We start from the raw sequence: 18,846 nt of genomic DNA on the forward strand, positions 1-18,846 counted from the left end.
ATGAACCCAGGGTGGACCTGCGCGACGTGGACCTAGCCCCGCTTCACGGCGAAGCCGGCGAACGCCTGCATGATGGGCATCAGCTCCAGCCGGTTCACATTGACGTGCTCGGGGAGCGTCGCGCACCAGATCACGGCCTCGGCCACGTCCTCGGCCGAGAGGGGCTTCACTCCCTGGTACACGGCGGCGGCCCTCTCCTGGTCGCCCTTGAAGCGCACCAGCGAGAACTCCGTCTCGGCGAGGCCAGGCTCGATGTCGGTGACGCGCACCCGGCTGCCGAGGAGATCCGCGCGCAGGTTCAGCGAGAACTGCGCCACGAACGCCTTGCACGCGCCGTAGACGTTGCTCCCGGGATACGGCGTCTCCGCGGCCACCGAGCCGAGGTTGATGATGTGCCCCCGGTCGCGCGCCACCATCCCGGGCAGGAGCGCCCGCGTGCAGTGGAGCAGCCCGTTGATGTTTGTGTCGACCATCTGCTGCCAGTCGTCGGGGTCCGCCGTGTGCGCCGGCGAGAGGCCGATCGCGCCGCCCGCGTTGTTGACCAGCACCGACACCTCGGACATCTCCGGCGGGAGCTCCGCGATCGCCCGGTCCACCGCGCCCCGGTCCCGGACGTCCAGCCGGACGAGGTGGACCGCGGCCGCCCGCCCGCCCCCATCGCCGGGCGACGAGCCCGCCCCGCCGCCGGTGAGCTCGGCGGCGAGCGCCTCCAGGCGCTCGTAACGGCGCGCGGCCAGGATCAGGCGGGCGCCCAGGCCAGCGAAGCGACGGGCGATCGCAGCGCCAAATCCAGCGGAAGCGCCGGTGATGAAGACAACCGGAGTCGGATCGTTCGGGGCAGCGCGCATCATGTCCTGAGCGGACTTGTACCAGACCCGCCCAGATCCAGCGACATGCACCGCGCCCGGCGACACACGTCGGCCCACCCCGTGCAGGGTCGCCGGGCCGGCCGCGCATTCGTCGTGGGCGTGCCGCTACGCCCGCGCTCATGACATCCGGGTTTCGGGCGCGGAGGGCACACCACGAGTTGATTTGTGCAATCGACCGCAGCATCTCCGGCGGTCGGGCGCGGTCGCCCCTTTACCCCACCCCTCGGTGCCATTTACAGTCGGGCATCGTGGAGAGCGCGCCATCGAGGGGGTTTGTTCTGGGGCGTTACGCCGTCGGACCGCGGATGGCGCGCGGCGGGATGGGCGAGGTGTTCCGCGCGGTCGCGCTCGGGCCGGACGGCGAGGAGGCCCCGGTCGCCATCAAGCGAATCGTCCCGATGCACGCCGGCAGCGACGATCTCAAGCAGCTCTTCATCGCCGAGGCGGGCATGATGACCCACCTCAAGCACCCCAACATCGATGAGGTGCTCGACTTCGGCGTCGACGAGGCGGGCGACTTCTACCTCGTGCTCGAGTTCGTGTCCGGAACGGATCTCGGGCGGCTCTGCAAATGGCTCTGGGCGCGGGGGGAGGCCGTCCCGGTGCCGGTCGCGCTCTTCGTTGCGTCCGAGGTGCTCAAGGGGCTCGGTTACGCGCACGAGCGCTCGGCCGCGGAGGGGCGGCTGATGGTGCATCGCGACGTGAGCCCTGGGAACGTGCTCATCTCGCTGGCCGGCGCGGTGAAGATCGGGGATTTCGGCGTGGCGATCGCCACGCGAGGCGGAGCGGGCGACGCGATCCGGCGCGATCTCGTCGGGAAGCCGACGTACATGCCGCCCGAGCAGTTCGACGGGGAGCGCGTCGACCCCCGCGCCGACCTGTTCGCGCTCGGGGTGGTCCTCTTCCAGATGCTCACCGGCACGCGGCCGTTCTCCGGGACCAGCGCCGCCACGCGCATGGCCGCGGCGCGCGCAGGGCAGATGCTGCGGGCGGGCGAGCTGCGTCCCGAGGTGAGCCCCGCGCTCGAGGCGCTCCTCGCGCGCGCGCTCGCGCCCCGCCGGGAGGACCGGTTCCACGACGCGCGCGCCATGCTGGAGGCGATCGAGGCGCTCCGCGAGCCCGGCCACGAGATCGGCGCGCCGGAGGACCTCGCGGCGCTCGTGAGCGCGGCGCTGAAGGAGCCGCCCGAGTCGCGCCCGGCGGGAGCCCCCGCGTCGGGCCCCCCCGCGTCCGATTTCCCCGACGGCGACGACGATCTCGAGGGGGGCGAGCTGGCGCGCGCCGACGCGGACAGCCCCTTCACCCTGCGCGTGACGCGGCGCCTCAACGGAGCGGCGCAGGCGCTCGGCGGTGAGAACGAGCCGCTCGACGCGGACGGCGCGGCGCGGCCGGAGCCGTCGAGCGCGCCGCTGAGCGGCGGATTCCACGCGGTGGCGCCGGCGTCCGGCGACGACAGCTCGCTCGCTCCGCTGCTGGCCCCGTCCGTGAGGGCGGCGGTCTCCTCGTCGCAGCGGCCGCGGGACGAGCTCCGGTCGCCCTCGGTGCCGGCCGCGGCCCTCCCGGCGGCCGGGGCAACGCGGCAGCGCCTGCTCGCGGCGGCGATCGCCTGCGCCGCGCTGGCGGGGATCGCGGCCGCGAGCGTGCGCGTCGGCCGGGGCCGTCTGAGCGCGACGCCCCCCGCGGCAGCGCAGCACGCCGCCGCTGTGGCGCAGCCGCGGCTCGCTCCCGCGGTGCAGGCGGCGCTCCTGCCCCTGCGAACGCCGGCGCCGCCGGCGAGCTCCACCGTGGAGGCAGCGCCCGCCGCGGCCTCCACCGCCGACGCAGCGCCCGCCGCGGCCTCCACCGCCGACGCAGCGCCCGCCGCGGCCTCCACCGCCGACGCAGCGCCCGCCGCGGCCTCTCCTGCGGGCGCTGCGCCCGCCGCCACGCTGCCCTGACCGCCCCGCTTGCGTCGCTCAGCTCGCTCGGCTAACAGCGCGGCGTGCGAAGCCCTCACGCCCTCCTTGCTCTTGCCCTCGCCGCGCTCGCCGGGTGCGGCGCCGCGCCTCCCGCTGCTCCGCCTCCTGCGCCGCTCGCCACGCCGGCGGGCCAGCCCGACACGGCGCCCGCCACGGCGACCCCGCCCCCGAGCGACGCGACCGCGTCGGCACCGTCCCAGACCACCTCGGTCGAGGTGCCCGCCGCCCTGCGCGCCGTCATCGACGCCGCCGACCGGGCGGACACCGACCGGGCGCTCGACGTCGGCCGGAAGCCCGCGGAAACACTCGCATTTTTCGGCATTCAGCCGGGGATGAAGGTCGCGGAGCTCGAGGCTGGGGGCGGGTACACGGCCGAGCTCCTGGCGCGGGCGGTCGGCCCGGGCGGGGCCGTCTATGCGCAGAACAACCGCTTCGTCCTCGAGCGCTTCGCCGAGAAGCCGTGGAGCGAGCGGCTCAAGAAGCCCGTCATGAAGTCGGTGGTCCGGGTCGACCGCGAGCTCGACGATCCGCTGCCGCCCGAGGCGCGGGATCTCGACGCCGTGTTCTTCATCCTCTTCTACCACGACACCGTGTGGATGGAGACGGACCGGGCCGCGATGAACCGCGCGATCTTCCGCGCGCTCAAGCCCGGCGGCGTGTACGCGATCATCGATCACGCCGGGCGCGAGGGGACTGGCGTCGCCGAAGTGAAGACGCTCCACCGCATCGAGGAGAAGGTCGTGCGCGAGGAGATCGAGCGGGCCGGCTTCCGGCTCGCGGCCGAGGCGAGCTTCCTCCGGAGCCCCACGGACACGCGCGACTGGAACGCCTCGCCCATGGTGGCCGGCGAGAAGCGGGGCACGAGCGACCGCTTCGTCCTGAAGTTCGTCAAGCCTGGCGGCTGAGCCGCGGCGGGCTGGGCGCTCGGCCCGCGCGGCGGGTCGGCGCCGACGGTCTTCGCGATCGGATGCGCCAGGCTCGGGCGGCGCTCACCCGTCGGAGCGAACGCAGCGCGTGAGCCGCTGAGCGCGGACCGAGTGGTCCTGCGATGTGCCGTTCGTGAAGTTGACGAGGATGGCCTTCTCGGCGCTGCTGATGGCGGGCGTCGACGACCAGAAGACATCGGACGGCGTCCCCGGGAAGGCCTCCCGGTCGATCGCCGGCCCGGAGAGCCGATCGTCGACGATCGAGAGCAGCTCCTTCGCGCTCGGCAGCCGCCAGTCGCTCTTGCCGGCGAGGGTGAGCTCCTCGCAGTGCTCGAGCGCGCCGCTCCAGATGAACCGGGTCAACGAGGCCTGACGCTGCCAGACGAGCCCCGTCAGCCCATCGAGCACCCATTCCTCACCGAACGACAGATCGGGCGGCGCCGTCTCGCGCTCGCCTCCGACGCACAGCGCTCGCGCGCCGGACATGTCCTTCTGGAAGAACCCGACGGACGCATCGCTGGCGAGCACGCCCCACGCGAACGTGCTGTCCGCGTCGACGTCGGTCGCGGACCAGTAGAAGCCGCCCTGGGCGTCCGTGAACGTGAAGAAGATGTCCGGAAACGCCGTGATGTGGCCGAAATCCAGGATGGAGACGAGCTCGCGCCGCGTCGGCAGGCGCCACTTCTCGATGCCGCCGGCGCGCTCGGCGTCGAGCACGGCGCAGTGCTGGAGCGCGGCCTCCCGCGTGAACACAACGTTCTCCGTCACCTTTTCCCACGTGAGCCCGGTCACCGAGTCCGTCACGGTGCCGTCGCCTTCTGTGTAGGAGGGAACGGCGATCTCGTAGTTGCCGTCCTGTCCGAAGAAGGGCTCCGACGGTCCCGGGCACGCCTCGAGCACGGTCGTCCCGTTCGAGCAGCGTTTCGTCGGCGAGTCTGGCCAGATCACCGGCACGGTGGGCGGCCCTCCGCCGGTCCCGCCCCCGGCGCCGCCGCCGCCGATCGGCTCGCCCCCGCCGCCGCCGATCGGCTCGCTCCCACCGCCGCCGATCGGCTCGCTCCCGCCGCCGCCGCCGATCCCTCCCCCGGAGCCGTGACCGATGTGAAAGGGGTCTCCAACGCATCCGGCGAGCGCGACGAGCTCCACGAGCAGCGCGGCCAGCGGCCGGGTGAAGCGAAGTGCGTGAGATGTCTCGTTCGGCATGGGCAAGCAGCGGCGTCCGTGGAAGGATCTGGGCCAGCAGCCTACCATTCACCGGGGCGCCGGGGTCGATTTCCTCGCAGGCGCGCCGCGCGCCGCAGGTTCTCATCGCGGCCCGCCCACCGCGCTTTTCCCGTGCGCTTTTCCAGCGCGCTTCTCCGTGAGCCCACGCGCGGGCGGTCCGGAGGCGCCCCTGCGCCGCGATCGTGGAAGACACCGAGGACAGGCGTTCGCTGTCCTCGGTGTCCCTCCGGGAGATGAGTTTCCTCGATCTCCCGGGTCCTTTCCGCCGTTACGTCACGGGGTCGTGTAGTCGACGTCTACCGTGTACGTGCTCTCCGCATATCCCTGCACGAGCAGGAAGGCCTCCGACTGACCTTCCGGGACCGTCAGCTCGCACGTCTCGTCCGCGCCGTCGAGGTAAGGACGGCAGTCATAGGCGCTCAGCGTGGGCTGCTCGCCGAACCGCACGTAGAGATCGGGATCCCCGGAGCCGCTCATCACGGCCCGGAACGCCGTGCCCGGGACGACCGCGATCGGCCCGTGGGATGCCGTCTCGCGCCGCGCGATGCTGCCCTCGAAGCTCGTGGACGTCGCGGTGCCCCCGCCTTCCGGCGCCCCCGGCGCGGAGTAGCGCACCTCGATGTCATAGGTCGACGCCGTGTAGCCGTGCACCTTGATGAAGGCCCTCGTCTCGCCTGCCGGCACCTCGAGCGTGCAGGTCTCGTTGGCGCCGCTGAGGTACGGCCGGCAATCGAACGATCGTGCCGTCGGCGCAGCGCCGAATTTCACGAAGAGATCGGGATCTCCGGTCCCGGTCATGACGACGGTGAGGGTCGTCCCGGGCACCACCTCGATCCCCTCGGCGGGCCCTACCGCGTCGAACACCCCGCGGGCGACACGGCCGCTGAAGTTCTCGGTGGTCGGCGCGCCGCCACCGCCGCCGCCGCCGCCGCCGCCGCCACCACCGCCGCCGCCGCCGCCGCCGCCGCCGCCGGGAGCGCCGTAGAGCGCTTGAACGCCGTTGATGTCCTTCTCCGTGAGGTTGAGCGTCCTGTCGCCGGTGCCGTTGCACTGGGGATAGTGCATGACGGACGCACCGTCGTAGTTGGTGAGGGCGCGCCAGTTGTTGTCCTCGAAGCAGGTGCCGGCCTCAGGACGGGTGTGTTCGTGGCGGAAGGCGAGGGTGTGACCCAGCTCGTGACGGAGAATGCCCGTGAGGTCGGGCCGGGTGCTGTTGTAAGCGGACCTGTCGATCAGGACGTTCCGCGACCCCCTCGACTGGCCGGGGAAGAAGGCGCGCGCCAGGTACTGGCCGCCCGTGTTCACGGGGTTCACGTCGAACAGGACGCTGCTGGTGCTCGACGTGCAGCTCGAGTCGGCAGACTCCACGTGGATGAAGTCGACGTCGGCGACCGCCTCCCACGCCTCGACGGCCTCCGCCATCGCGGCCACGACGGGCTCGTAGTTGCTCCCGAATCTCGTGCTCACGCAGTAGGTGAGATTGCGCCGCTGCTCCGTCGTCCAGACCATGTCGCTGCCGCCTGACTGGTTGACGATCAGCGCACCATCGCGCACATGCGTCTCCCAGAACTCGCGCAGATGCTTGATATCTACGACCGGCGTGTCCCCGTTAACAATGTAGATGCCTGTGTCAGCCTCGCGGAAGACGCTCCGCTCGAAGTGGTCAAATCCCAATTGATTGGTGCCGACTGCCTCGGTGCTACCGTCGCCGACGTCGGCCGAGCAACCGACCGCAGCAGCGGTCAAACCAGCGATCACCAACGCGAGCTTACGGGCGACCACATTGCTCTCGTGCGGCTTTGCAGGATGCATTTGAAGCTCCTTTCGGGGAGGCGAATCACGCTGTCCAGGCGAACTCGATGAGACACAAATGCCTTAACCCGATTTGACCCGCAGTCGGATAGCCAAATCTGACCGCCGTTCAGAAAAAGGGTTCCGGATTGTAAAAAATTTCGAAAGGAGTGTATTTGGTTCTCTTGTCACAAGAAAATTCCTGTCACACGCAACAAGCTCAGCTCGTCATGTACCGACACACTGGAAAATGACACCTCTTGAACTCTGGCAACGCGCACTTGCACCTCGACAAGCATCGGGATTTTCCTGCTTTCGTTGCGCAGATGAAAGGCGCGGCGCGCACGCATGCAACGCGGCGCCTGCAGCGGCGCGTTGCATGCGTGCGGCGGCAGCTGCAGGGGCAGCGGCAGCCGCGGGCGCGCCGCGCGATCAGCGAGATCGCGCAGCAGCTGCAACGGCGATGCAGCACGCCGGAGCGCGGCGCTCGCAGAGATGACCCGCGTTCATGTACAGGTCGCTCCCCGATGCTCGACCCGGATCGCGCGCAGCGCGGCGCGATCCTCGCGATCTCCTCGACCCGGATCGCGCGCAGCGCGGCGCAGCTCGAGCTTCGCTGTCTCCTCGACGATGCGATCGCTGCCGCGGAGAGAGAGATGCCGGCGCGCTCGCTGAAGGAGGTGCCGCCGCGATCGCCGGAGAGGGTCGCTGCAGGACGAGGAACGAGACCCGCGCGAGGGCCGCATCGCCTGGGGCGAGCGCGGCGGCGTCAACGCGCGCGATGCCGTCGGCGTGCATGGACGCGCTCTCCTGCGCCGCGCCGCCGCGTGCCCCGCGCCCGGCGTCGGCGCGGCTCGAGATCGAGCGCGGCTCCGGCGCGAGCGCGGCGGTCGCGCGCGCCGCGCCGACGGCGGGCGCTCACCCGCGCGCGGACAGGATCCGGCTGAACGCCTCGCCGACGGCGCGCGCGAGCTCGATCATGCGGCGCGATCCGCTCGCGGCGTCGAGGATCCGGTCGGCGACCAGGATCATCGCGGGCCGGCCGACCACCTGGACGGCGACCGCGGCGACGTCGAGGCTCGGGTTGACCATGACGTCGAGCAGCGGCGCGTGGGTGGGCGTGCCGGGGATCGGCCCGACATAGAGGTGGGTCGCCACGGCCGTGGCCAGGACGCTCGGCTGATCCATCGGGAGGGTGAGCTTCCGCAGCGCCTCCTGGTCGCCGAACTCCACGTTGCAGGCGAAGCCCCGGAAGATCCCGCGATGCGCGGCGAAGATCGCGACGCGCACCGCGAACAGCCGCATCCCTCGCAGCGCGAGCCGGACGACGTCGTCGCGCGTGCGCGCCAGGTAGAGCGCGTCGATGACGTCGCTCAGATCGACGAACGGCTGCGGCGGCGGGTCGTCGTCGAGGGGGTCGATGAGCTCCGGCTCGGGCGCGGGGGGCAGCACCGGGAGCCGACCGGAGCGCCTGCTCGACGGCGCCGCGGCGCTCTCGGGACGACCCCCGCCGCGGCGAGACGGCGGGACCGGCGCGGAGGCGGCGCTCCGGCGCGAGGGCGGCGCGAGGCCGGAGGCCACGTCGAGCGGCAGCCGGCCGAGGCGCCGCGTCGAGGGGGCCGGCTCCCGCCCGCCGCTGTCCAGACCGCGGTCGGGCCCCGGCGAGCTCGGGGGCAGGATCGAGGCGAGCAGCTTGAAGGGAGGCGAGATCTCCACGGGCAGAGGCGGCGGGAACGAGACCGCGGGCGGCTCCGCATCCGCCGGCGCACGCAGCGTGGCACGACGCCGGGTCGGGGCCGCGCCGCGCCCGGCGTCCAGAGGGCCGCGCGCGTCGGCCGCTGCCTTGGCGTGGCGGAGCGGCAGGATCGGCTCCTCCGGCGAAGGCGCGCCGGCGAGCCGGGCGTGGCCGTTGTGGGCTGGACCACGGTGACCTGATTTGCCGCTCGGCGGCTCGTCGAACGAGGGCACCGAGGCGCGCCGGATGAGCGGGATGGGCACCTCGTGCGACGGCGGCGGCGGGATGGTCGACTGGGGCGCGCCGTGCGGAAACGCCGGGGTCGCGCGGCGCAAGCGGACGGGGGCCTGCTCGCGCTCGTCGAGCTCCAGGGCGCGGATGGCCTCCTCGATCGCCGTGATCGGCGCGCGGAAGATGCGCACCGGCGCGCCGAGGTGGAAAGTGAACTCGTCGGCGATGTGGCGGTCGAGCGGATCGGCGGCCGCGACGTCGACGGTGCCGGCGCCGGGATCGACGCGGATCGGGACGGCGCCGAGGCGGCGGCACATGGCACGCGGCAGGCGAGCGACGAGATCGCGGGCGCCGACGACCTGCCGGAGCGCGAGGCCACCGCGGCGCTCGAGCTCCCCCTCCAGGGCGTGCTCGGTGATGGCGGCGCGGTCGATGAGGGCGCGGGGGAACGAGATGCCCCGCAAGACCGCCACGAAGAGGGCGGCTTCGACCTCAGCCTTGGAGACGGCGCCGGCAGAGATGAGGAGGCGGCCCAGGTCTAGCGACACTCGCCCCACGATACCAGAAAGGACGCTGCCAGCGTGCAGCGCCCCGCATGCGGCCACGACGGACGCCGTGGCCTCGCGCGAGCGGCGCGCAGGATCTCCCTATAAGGAGACGCGGGCGGCGCCGGCGGGCAGATCGCACCTCGCCAGGGAGCGAAGCGAGGCCCGGCGGTCGCGCGTGCGTCGCCGCGGCGGCCCGCGCGGGGAGCGCGACGCCGGGAGACCGTCGCGCGCACGGAGCGCCACGGCGGGCGGAAGCCGGGGCGCGCGTCCGCGACGCAGGCGCCCGGCGACGCAGGCGCGACCGCCGGGCGAGCTCACGCGATCACGCCGGGCGCTCCCGCGGAGGAGCCCTGGTGTCCGACACGACACCTGGCCTGGACAGAACCAGAAGACCCCGAGTCCTCAGCGGGAGAACTGAAAGACCACCTCGCTCTGCCGCACGAGACCCAGGTTGTCGCGCGCGATCCTCTCCACGGCGGTCGGGTCGTCGCGCAGGCGCGCCACCTTGCCGCGGAGCGCCTCGATTTGCCGCCCGAGCGCGGCGTTCTCCTCCTCGACGTCAGCGAGCTCTCTCTCGAGCTCCCGCAGGCGCGGCAGCCCCTGAGGCGAGAAGATCATGATCGGAGCGCCCACGACGGCGACGATGAGCACCGCGATGGGCAGGGTCCGCTCCAGGAACTGCGTTATTCGACGCACAGACATCCGCTCGCACATCACCCGCGTTCCTGTCAACTTTCCTCCACGGTTCCTGGTACTCCGCGTTGACTTCCATCGGGTTTCAGCTCGGCAAACGGGGTGAGCGCAGCCGCGCGCGGAGCGGCCGCGCGGCGCGGAGACCGCGCCCTCATCGAGCACCGCCATGGCCGCGCGCCGCCGGGACGCCGCCCGGACCGGCGATCGTCGGAGGTCGCGTGGAGCCGCCAGCTTCGCTAGCATGACGCACGCCCGGCCGTACGGCAGGTCCGCTGCGCGCGCATGCCGCCACGAGGGCTCGGCCCGAGGAGACCTATGTCCATTGATATCGTCCGAGGCGAGCTCGAGCGCCTCTTCTCGCTAGATGAAATGATGGCCCTGTCGTCCGACCTCCTCGGCCTCAGCCCGTCCGAGATCGGCGGCAACGCCTCCAAGGCCTCCTTCGCACGCGCGCTCACGGACCATTGCGTCGAGGTCGATGCCATCGAGGCGTTGCTCGACGCCATCATCGCCTCACGCGCCGAGGTGGACGCGCGCGTCCGCGCCCTCGGCGCCCAGGGGATCAGCCTGCCCGAGGAGATCGCGCCCGGCGACTCGTTCGGCGACTACATCATCACGAGAAAAATCGGCGAGGGACCGCGAGGGCTGGTCTACGCGGCGACGCGGGGGACCGAGCCGCGGACGCTCAAGGTGCTCCGGCGCGAGGTGACCCGGGACGGCCGGGCGGTGCGCCGGTTCCTGACCCACGTCCGCCTGGTCGCACGGGTGCACCACGAGAGCCTGGCGAGCGACGTCGACGCCGGGCTCGTGGGCGACCGGGCGTTCGTCGCGTACGCGCACGTCGACGGGCTCCCGCTCTCGGCGCGCCTCGCGCGCTCGGGGCCGCTCCACATCAACGAGGCCAAGCCGCTGCTCCGCGGGATCCTGGGCGGGCTCGCCGCGCTCCACGAGCAGCGCCTCGTCCACGGCGCGCTCAAGCTCGAGAACGTGCTCGTCGCCCGCGGCGGCGATGGGCAACCGCTCCCCGTCCTCATCGACGTGGGCGGCGACCGGCTCGGCGCCGGATGGTCCAGCCCGGGGCTCGTCAAGACGGCCAGCCCCGAGCGGCTGCGCGGCGAGGGCGTCGGCCCTGCGAGCGACCTCTACGCCTTCGGCGCGCTGCTCTTCGAGCTCCTCACGGGCAAGCCCGTGTTCGCGGGCGCGGCCGCGGTCGACATCGCCGTCGCGCACCTCACCGAGCCGCCGCCCGCGCCGAGCGCGGTGGCGCCGCGCGGGTGGGTGGGCAAGGACATCGATGAGCTCGCGGGGCGCCTGCTCGCGAAGCCGCAGGACGCCCGGCCGCGGAGCGCGCGCGCGGCGCTCGACGCGCTCGAGTCGCTCGGCGCGCCGCAGCAGCAGGGGGCGACGGTCGACGACGCGCAGCTGAACGCCCTCGTCGACCGGCTGGTCGCGAGCCCGACCGACACCGACCTCGCGCTCGCCGTCGAGGCGACCGTCGCTCGGGGGGCAGACCCGGGGCGGGTCGCCGAGGCGCTCGTGATGGCCTCCGATCAGGTCGACGCGAGCGCGGGCGAGGGCGGCGACCAGGCGGCGGCGAAGCGGCTCCTGCACTGCCGGGCGGCCCGGATCTACGAGAAGGGGAGGCTCCACGACAAGGCCGAGGCCGTCTACGTGCGCCTCCTCGAGCTCGATCCGGGCGACGACATCGCCTTCAGCGCGCTCGAGGAGCTCCGCAAGGCGCTGGGCAAGCACGAGGAGCTCGTGGAGATGCTCCTCCAGCGGAGCGAGCGCGCCGAGAGCGCGGGCGAGCGCGCCAGGGCGCTGAACGAGATCGGGCACCTCTACGTGCGAGAGCTCGACGACAAGGACCAGGGGGTGTTCGCCTTCGCCCAGGCGCTCGTCCAGGACCCCGAGCAGGACGCGTACGCCGTCGACCTGGAGCGCGCGGCCGGCAACGACATGAAGATCTGGTCCGAGGCGCTCCAGATCCTGAGCCAGGCGAGCACCGAGGAGGCGATGGCCGCCGAGCCGAAGATCGCGCTCTTCAACCGGCTCGGGCCCTGGTACGCGGAGAAGCTCGCGCGGGCGGACCTCGGGATCCCGTGCTTCCAGTTCGTGCTCGGGCTCGACCCGGCGAACGAGAAGGCGCTGGAGGGGCTGGCGCAGGTCTACCGCCGCGCCCAGCAGTGGCAGGAGCTCGTCCAGGTGCTGCTCTCGCGGGCCGATCGCGCCGCGACCCCCGGCGAGGCGCGCGATCTCCGCGCCGCGGCGGCCGAGCTCCTCGAGTCGAAGCTGAGCGACGCGGGCCGCGCGCGCGACCTCTACGAGCAGATCTTCACCGAGGACCCTGGCCACACGAAGGCGTGCGACGCGCTGCTCAGGATCTACCGGCGCGTCGAGGACCACGCCGGCTACGCCAAGATCCTCGAGCGGCGCGCGGAGGCGCTGCGGGGCGAGGAGCGCGTCGACACGGTGTGCAAGCTCGCCGAGCTCTACGAGGACCGGCTCGGCGACCTGAACGAGGCGACGCGCCGCTACGAGGCGGCGATCGAGCTCGATCCGACCAGCCTGACCGCCCTGCGCGGGCTCGATCGCATCTACAGCCGCACCGGGCGCTTCAAGGAGCTGCTCCGGAACCTGGAGCGGCAGATCGACGTCAGCGCGACGCCGCGCCAGAAGATCAACCTCTACGAGCGGATCGCCGGCATCCACGACGAGGAGTTCCTCGACCACGCGAGGGCGGCCGAGGCCCTCGAGGCGATCCTCGGGATCGACGGCGCGCACGAGGGCTCGCTCGCCGCGCTCGGGCGGCACTACCGCGCGCTCGAGCGGTGGGAGGACGTGGTCGCCCTCTACGAGCGGCACCTCGGCATCGTGCCCGACGACAGGCGCCGGGAGGAGCTCCTGCTCGCGATGGGGCGTGTGCTGCTCGAGCAGATCGGCTCGCCCGAGCGCGCCAGCAAGGCCTACGAGCGGGTGCTCGCGATCGACCCGCACCACGCCGGGGCGCTCGAGTCGCTGGCGCACGTGCGGGCCGCGACAGGCGACGCCGCGGCGGCGCTGAGCGCGATCGAGTCGCTCGCGGCGTCGGCCAAGACCGCGGAGAGCCGGGGCGATCTCTGGATCCGCGCGGCGAAGATGCTCGAGGAGAAGGGCGATCGCGACGGGGCGATCGAGCGGTACAAGATGGCCCTCGACGCGCAGCCGCAGAACGCGGGCGCGTCATCGGCGCTGCGCGCGGCCTACCTGGCCCGGGGCGACGCGACGAGCGCCGTCGAGCTCATCGCGCGCGAGGCCGAGGTCGCCGAGGGCAACCTCGCCAAGGCCCGCCTCCACGGCGAGATGGCCCTGCTGCTGCGCGAGCGCCTGAAGGACGACGCGCGCGCCGCCGAAGCGGCCACGAGGGCGGTCGACCTCGATCCGACCAGCGTGATGGGGCTCATGATCTCGGGCGATCTCGCGTTCGAGGCCGGCCGGTTCCTCGAGGCGGGGAGGCACTACGAGCTCCTCTCGGGCCGGGTCGACGCCCTGCCGAGGGAGCAGGGGCTCAAGCTGCTCCTCCGCTACGTCGACGCGCTCAGCAAGAGCGGATCGAGCGGCAAGGCGATCGGCACGGTGCAGGCGCTGCTCGCGCTCGCGCCGGACGACCCGGCGGCGCTCTCGCGCGCCGCGAAGGTCAACCTCGACGCGGGCAAGGCCAAGGAGGCCGTGGAGCTCTACGAGCGCCTCATGGAGCGCTTCGGCGCCGGCCTGCCGGAGCTGGAGCGGGCCGAGGCGCTCCTCCGGCTCGGCGAAGCGAGGCTCGCCGCCGGCGACCCGGACGGCGCGGTGGCCCCGCTGAGCGAGGCCGCCGACCTCGTCCCGGAGTCCCCTGCCCCGCTCGCCCTGCTCTCCCGGGTCTTCGAGGCGAAGGAGGACTGGGAAGAGGTCGTGCGCCTCAGGCACCGGCGGCTCGACGTGGTGACCGGCGAGGAGCGGAGCGCGCTCCTGCTCGAGATCGGCGACCTGCTCGCGACGCACCTCCACGACCGGACGCGCGCGGCGAAGAGCTACGTGGCCGCGCTCGACGAGCGCCCGGACGACCGGAAGATCCTCACCAAGCTGATGCAGCTCTACAGCGAGGAGAAGGACTGGTCGAAGCTCATCGACATCGTCCTCAAGCTCGCCGCCAAGATCGACGACAGCCGACAGAAGGCGAAGTACCTGCACACCGCGGCGATCGTGAGCGCGCGGCAGCTCGGCGATCTCGACCGGGCTGCCCGGTTCTACGACGAGGTGCTGGAGCTCGATCCGTCCCTCACGCGGGCGCTCGCGGAGGCGATCGAGCTCCGCGCCGAGAAGGGTGACCACGAGGAGGTGGAGCGCCTGCTCAAGGTCGAGCTCGACCTGGCCACCGAGGAGAACGACACGGCGAAGATGCTCGAGATGTTCGACCGCCTGGGCGCCCTCTACAAGGACAAGCTCGGCTGGATGAGCGAGGCGATCGACGCCTACGAGGCGGCGCAGACGCTCGATCCGGACAGCGAGGAGCGGAACGAGCTCCTGGCGAACCTCTACGCGAGCAACCCGGCGGAGTACCTGGACAAGGCGGTGGCCGCGCAGCTCCCGATCCTGCGGCGCACCCCCTACAAGCCGGACGCGTACCGGCTGCTGCGGAAGCTGTACACCGAGACGAAGCGGGCCGACGCCGCCTTCTGCCTCTGCCAGGCGCTCTGCTGCCTGAACGCGGCCGAGCCGGACGAGGAGCGCTTCTTCCGGCGGCTGCGCCCGGACACGGCCGCTGCCGCGCAGCAGCCGCTCGACGACCACGCGTGGGCGACCGCGCTCGTCCACCCCGACGCGGATCCGCTCCTGACCGCCATCTTCGGCGTCATCGAGCCGGCCGTGCTGAGGAAGAACGGGCAGCCGCTGGAGGAGCTCGGCTACCAGCTCGCCTACCGGATCGATCTCTCGCGCCACCCCTACCCGATGTCGGAGACGCTGTACTACGCGTCGGGTGTCCTCGGCCTTTCGCCGCCGCTCACGTTCCAGGACCCGAACGACGGCGGCGGCGTCTCGTTCCTTCACGCGCACGTGCCGGCGATCGTGCTCGGCGCCGCGGCGCTCCAGATGGATCTGCCGACCCAGGCCGCCTCGTTCATCGCCGCCCGCCACCTCACCTACTACCGGCCGGGCATGTACCTCCGCCACCTGGTGCCGACGGGCACCGGCCTGCGCGCCTGGCTGTTCGCGGCGATCAAGATGATCTCGCCGACGTTCCCGATCACGAAGGAGCTCGAGGGGCCGGTGAAGGACAACCTGTCGGTCCTGGAGCCCACCATCGTGGGGCCAGCGCGCGATCAGCTGGCGAGCATCGTGACCAAGCTCCTCCAGGGCGGCGCCATCGACCTGAAGCGCTGGGTGTCCGGCATCGACCTGACGGCCGACCGCGCCGGGTTCCTCCTGGCCAACGACCTGGAGCTGGCGCAGGAGATGATCAAGGTGGCCGATGACGCGAGCGCCGCTGTGCCCCAGAAAGAGCGACTCAAGGAGCTCATGCTTTACGCGGTCAGCGAGGAGTATTTCACCGTCCGGCAGCGGCTCGGCATCAACGTCGACAGCTGAGCTCCGGGCGCGGGGCCGTGGCGCGGTCTCGCTCGGTCGCGCGGCGGCGCCGCCCGCGCCCGCCGCGGGCGCTGCCCGGCAGGCGAGCGGGCGGGATGGATCGCCAATGATCCAGATCGAGGATGTCGCTTCTGGTCCACTTCTGCACCGGACTGGTTGACGGATAAATCCCCAAATTGCTAGGCTGCGGGCCGGCATTAGGCCCTTTGGATCGTATGTTAGCTCGCCGCAGCGTGGCAGCGGGCAGCCTGAGCGATTGTGTGAAAGCACGCCCATGGCGGCAAAGAAGACCCGAAAAACTTCGAAAAAAGACCGGAAGAGAGCGACCAAGGCGAGCGCGGTGAGCTCGAGGCGAGCTGCCTCGACGGCGCGAACGCGGAAGGCGAAGCCCGCCGCCCGTTCGGCCGCGCGCAAGCCGAAGCGGAAGGCCGCGTCCTCTCGTCCTGCTGCGCGACGTACCGCTGCCGTGAAGGCGGCAAAGCGCCGGAAGGTGACGACAAAACGGGCGACCGCCCGCAAGTCGGCGGCCCCGGCGCGGCGCAAGGCAACGCGCACACCGGCACGGGCCACCCGGACGGGCGCCAGGAAGAAATCGGCGGCCGCGAAGGCAAAGAAAACGACGCGCGTTGCTGCGAAGCGAGCCAGCGCGTCCAAGGCGAGGAAGACAGCCGCCAAGAAGAAGACGACGAAGGCCACGAAGCCGACGCGCGCCGCCGCCAAGCTCAGGACCACAAAGGCCAGGGCGAAGGCGCGGGCGACGAAGGTCAAGGCGAGGGCGACGAAGGCCAAGGCGACGCGGGCGAAGACGGCGAGGGCCAAGGCTCCGAAGGCCAAGGCGACGCGGGCCAGGGTCGCGAAGCCGAGGGCGGCGAAGACCAAGGCGGCGAAGGCCAGAACCGCGAAGACCAGGGCCGTCGCCGGCCGGACGCGGCGCGCGAAGGCCGCGAAGCCGAAGCTCGCGCGGGTCAAGGCCGCGAAGAAGCCGAAGCTCGCGCGGGTCAAGGCCACGAAGAAGCCGAAGCTCACGCGGGTCAAGGCCACGAAGCCGAGGCTCGCGCGGCGGAAGATCGCGGCGCGCTCCGAGCGGGTGCTGGCAGCACCGGCGGCGGAGCCGACGAAGCTCCGCAAGAAGCTGAGGCTCGACGACAAGCCGAAGCTCAAGGAGAAGCTGAAGCTCAAGGCCGACGTGGAGCAGGCCGCGCCGGTCGAGGCCGAGCGCCCGCGCCGGACGAGCGACAAGCCGCAGCGCACGAGCGACAGGCCGCAGCGCGCGAGCGACAGGCCGCAGCGCGCGAGCGACAGGCCGCAGCGCGCGAGCGACAGGCCCGCCGCCGAAAAGAAGAGCGGGCGGCCCGGCGCGCTCAAGGGGAAGGTGTCGATCGAGCGTCGTCCGGGCCGCGTCCCGCTCCGGGAGCCCCCGCGGGTGGTCACGCTGCCCCTGCCGATGCTGCCCCCTCCTCGGCGAGCCACCATCGAGGAGCGCAGCGCCATCATCGAGCAGCGGCTGAACGCGCAAACGGAGGAGTTCCGGCGGCGCTACATCGATAGCCTCGATATGTCGTGGATTTACCACGACAGCGCGCTTGAGGGCGTGGTCTACACGTTCGATGAGCTGCGCGCGGCCCTCAACGGCCCGGCGCCGCTCGTGACGGACTCGAGCCTTCAGCCGACATACGATGACATCCGCCGCCACAAGGAGGCCATCGTCTACGTGCGCGAGCAGGGCGCGAACAAGCGGGCGCCGGTCACGCTCGACTGCGTGAGGAAGCTGTACCTGATCCTCCACCCGGAGGAGGGGGATCTCAAGACGGTGAAGTACCGCAAGGACATCCCCCAGCACCGGCTCTACTTCCACGAGTACGCTCCGCCGGACAAGATCGCCTACAAGGTGCGGCAGATCATCGACTGGCTGAGCGATCCTGAGACACGGAAGACGCGCAACGGGATCCGGATCGCGGCGCGCGCGCACTACGATCTGCTGCGGGTCTATCCGTTCCCGAACGACAGCGGCAAGGTCGCGAGGCTGTTCATGAACATGCTGCTGCTCCGCACCGGTCTGCCCCCGTCGATCATCCACTCGACCGAGCGGCAGCGCTACTACGAGGCGCTGAAGGGCTCGGCGACGACGGTGCTGCAGATGGTGCAGGAGTCGGTGGAGAACGCGCTCGCGAGCGTCGAGAAGCTCCTCGATGAGCATGAGACGCGGAAACGCGCCTTCGTCAGCTGAGACAGCGGAGCGCGGCCTCGGGGGGAGCCCCGCCCCGGTCGGACGGGGCGCGCGCCGCCCGCCCGGGGCCGCCGCCGTCCGTCCCGCAGCCCGGAATCAGGGGAAGAGCGGCGCTGCCCCCGTGAAACGGCCCAACGAGGCCGCTCTCGGGGACACGCCCGCGGCGGCGATCCGCGCGCCGAAGGCCCGGAAGCCGGCCGCGGTCGCCGCCGCGGATCGGCCCGCGCGGCCGGGCGCCTCGCCTCAGGCCACGTTTGCGCGGCTGCGCGCGTTGCACCCGGACGCCCACTGCGAGCTGGATCACAGCTCCTCGTTCGAGCTGCTCGTCGCGACGGTGCTCAGCGCGCAGACGACCGACGTGCTGGTCAACAAGGTGACGCCCCACCTGTTCGGCGCCTATCCCGACGCCCGCGCGCTCGCCGGCGCCGATCCCGCCGAGGTGGCCGCGCTCCTCCGGCGGCTCGGGATGGGCATGTTCAACCAGAAGGCCAGGAACGTCGTGGGGCTCGCACGGGGCCTCGTCGAGCGGCACGGCGGCGAGGTGCCGAGGACGCTGGCGGAGCTCGTGAAGCTGCCCGGCGTCGGACGGAAGACCGCGAATGTGGTGCTCGGCGTCGCCTTCGGGGCGCCGGAGGGCGTCGTGGTCGATACCCACGTGCAGCGCCTGTCGCAGCGGCTCGGGTGGACGAAGAGCGACAAGCCGGAGCAGATCGAGCGCGATCTCGTGGCGCTCTTCCCGCAGCGTGACTGGGATATGCTGTCCCACACACTGATCTTCCACGGCCGCCGGATCTGCTTCGCGAGGAAGCCGGCGTGTGGAGGCTGCGGGATCAACGACGCGTGCCCGAGCGCGTTCCGCGCCGAGAATGTGGGGCGCAAGGCGCCGCGCTCACCACGCCGCGGCGGCGCGCAGGCGTGAGCGCCATCCACGCCGCGCAAGCCGGGTGTCGAGCGCACAGACGGAAGATGGGAGCGCACCAGCGCGGGTCATCGGTCGCCGCTCATCGCTCATCGCTCATCGCTCATCGTGGCTCAACGCA

Annotated in this window: 12 protein-coding genes; 6 read left to right on the forward strand and 6 right to left on the reverse strand. The window is 72.0% G+C overall.

The genetic code is table 11. The annotated features are described in order from the left end of the window. Nucleotides 1-32: 32 nt before the first annotated feature. Nucleotides 33-851 carry an SDR family NAD(P)-dependent oxidoreductase gene (locus tag WMF17_RS20245; protein WP_437603712.1) on the reverse strand — a complete coding sequence of 273 codons (819 nt, stop codon included), beginning with the start codon at nt 849-851 and terminating at the stop codon, nt 33-35. A gap of 323 nt (nt 852-1,174) precedes the next feature. Here WMF17_RS20245 and WMF17_RS20250 point away from each other — a divergent pair, with 323 nt between their 5' ends. Both WMF17_RS20250 and WMF17_RS20255 read left to right on the forward strand, forming a co-directional pair. After that, nucleotides 1,175-2,806 (forward strand): serine/threonine protein kinase, encoded by a 1,632-nt coding sequence (locus WMF17_RS20250; protein ID WP_437650781.1) that lies wholly within the window; start codon nt 1,175-1,177, stop codon nt 2,804-2,806. 44 nt (nt 2,807-2,850) lie between these two features. Next, the gene (locus WMF17_RS20255; protein WP_437603714.1) at nt 2,851-3,732 is read left to right on the forward strand and encodes a class I SAM-dependent methyltransferase; all 882 of its coding nucleotides are present in this window, start codon (nt 2,851-2,853) and stop codon (nt 3,730-3,732) included. Nucleotides 3,733-3,816: 84 nt separating this feature from the next. Here the strand turns inward: WMF17_RS20255 and WMF17_RS20260 are convergent, their stop codons facing one another. Together WMF17_RS20260 and WMF17_RS20265 are read right to left on the reverse strand one after the other, a co-directional pair. Then, on the reverse strand, nt 3,817-4,956 hold the full coding sequence (locus tag WMF17_RS20260; RefSeq protein WP_437650783.1) for a DUF1566 domain-containing protein: 1,140 nt from the start codon (nt 4,954-4,956) through the stop codon (nt 3,817-3,819). A gap of 294 nt (nt 4,957-5,250) precedes the next feature. Further along, a complete protein-coding gene (locus tag WMF17_RS20265; RefSeq protein WP_437650784.1) occupies nt 5,251-6,531 on the reverse strand; it encodes a pre-peptidase C-terminal domain-containing protein in 1,281 nt (426 codons plus the stop codon). A 24-nt stretch (nt 6,532-6,555) separates the two neighbouring features. On the opposite strand from WMF17_RS20265, the gene WMF17_RS20270 reads away from it, so the two are divergent. Next, a complete protein-coding gene (locus tag WMF17_RS20270) occupies nt 6,556-6,840 on the forward strand; it encodes a hypothetical protein (RefSeq protein ID WP_437603717.1) in 285 nt (94 codons plus the stop codon). A gap of 116 nt (nt 6,841-6,956) precedes the next feature. On the opposite strand, the gene WMF17_RS20275 is transcribed toward WMF17_RS20270, so the two are convergent. The 3 genes from WMF17_RS20275 to WMF17_RS20285 all read right to left on the reverse strand — a co-directional run bounded on the left by WMF17_RS20275 (nt 6,957) and on the right by WMF17_RS20285 (nt 9,984). Further along, nucleotides 6,957-7,226, reverse strand: a complete 270-nt coding sequence (locus WMF17_RS20275) for a hypothetical protein (RefSeq protein WP_437650786.1) — start codon at nt 7,224-7,226, stop codon at nt 6,957-6,959. Nucleotides 7,227-7,686: 460 nt separating this feature from the next. Then, nucleotides 7,687-9,282: a hypothetical protein gene (locus WMF17_RS20280; RefSeq protein WP_437650787.1), complete on the reverse strand. Its 1,596-nt coding sequence runs from the start codon at nt 9,280-9,282 to the stop codon at nt 7,687-7,689. A 402-nt stretch (nt 9,283-9,684) separates the two neighbouring features. Next, a complete protein-coding gene (locus tag WMF17_RS20285; protein ID WP_437603720.1) occupies nt 9,685-9,984 on the reverse strand; it encodes an FtsB family cell division protein in 300 nt (99 codons plus the stop codon). Nucleotides 9,985-10,290: 306 nt separating this feature from the next. Between WMF17_RS20285 and WMF17_RS20290 the strand changes: the two genes are divergently transcribed. The 3 genes from WMF17_RS20290 (at nt 10,291) to nth (ending at nt 18,725) form a co-directional block, all read left to right on the forward strand. Beyond that, on the forward strand, nt 10,291-15,579 hold the full coding sequence (locus WMF17_RS20290) for a protein kinase domain-containing protein (protein WP_437650789.1): 5,289 nt from the start codon (nt 10,291-10,293) through the stop codon (nt 15,577-15,579). Nucleotides 15,580-16,069: 490 nt separating this feature from the next. After that, the gene (locus WMF17_RS20295; protein ID WP_437650791.1) at nt 16,070-17,806 is read left to right on the forward strand and encodes a Fic family protein; all 1,737 of its coding nucleotides are present in this window, start codon (nt 16,070-16,072) and stop codon (nt 17,804-17,806) included. Between the two features lie 121 nt (nt 17,807-17,927). Continuing rightward, nucleotides 17,928-18,725 carry an endonuclease III gene (gene nth / locus WMF17_RS20300; protein ID WP_437650793.1) on the forward strand — a complete coding sequence of 266 codons (798 nt, stop codon included), beginning with the start codon at nt 17,928-17,930 and terminating at the stop codon, nt 18,723-18,725. The last annotated feature ends 121 nt before the right edge of the window (nt 18,726-18,846 follow it).

The organism is Sorangium sp. So ce362, from assembly GCF_051519845.1.
Taxonomy (GTDB): Bacteria; Myxococcota_A; Polyangia; order Polyangiales; family Polyangiaceae; genus Sorangium.

What these genes read in the sequence shown, in the direction of transcription:
- WMF17_RS20245 (WP_437603712.1), bottom strand. Translation starts at nt 851, where the DNA reads ATGATGCGCGCTGCCCCGAACGATCCGACTCCGGTTGTCTTCATCACC.
- WMF17_RS20250 (WP_437650781.1), top strand. Translation starts at nt 1,175, where the DNA reads ATGGCGCGCGGCGGGATGGGCGAGGTGTTCCGCGCGGTCGCGCTCGGG.
- WMF17_RS20260 (WP_437650783.1), bottom strand. Translation starts at nt 4,956, where the DNA reads ATGCCGAACGAGACATCTCACGCACTTCGCTTCACCCGGCCGCTGGCC.
- WMF17_RS20270 (WP_437603717.1), top strand. Translation starts at nt 6,556, where the DNA reads ATGCTTGATATCTACGACCGGCGTGTCCCCGTTAACAATGTAGATGCC.
- WMF17_RS20285 (WP_437603720.1), bottom strand. Translation starts at nt 9,984, where the DNA reads ATGTCTGTGCGTCGAATAACGCAGTTCCTGGAGCGGACCCTGCCCATC.
- WMF17_RS20290 (WP_437650789.1), top strand. Translation starts at nt 10,291, where the DNA reads ATGTCCATTGATATCGTCCGAGGCGAGCTCGAGCGCCTCTTCTCGCTA.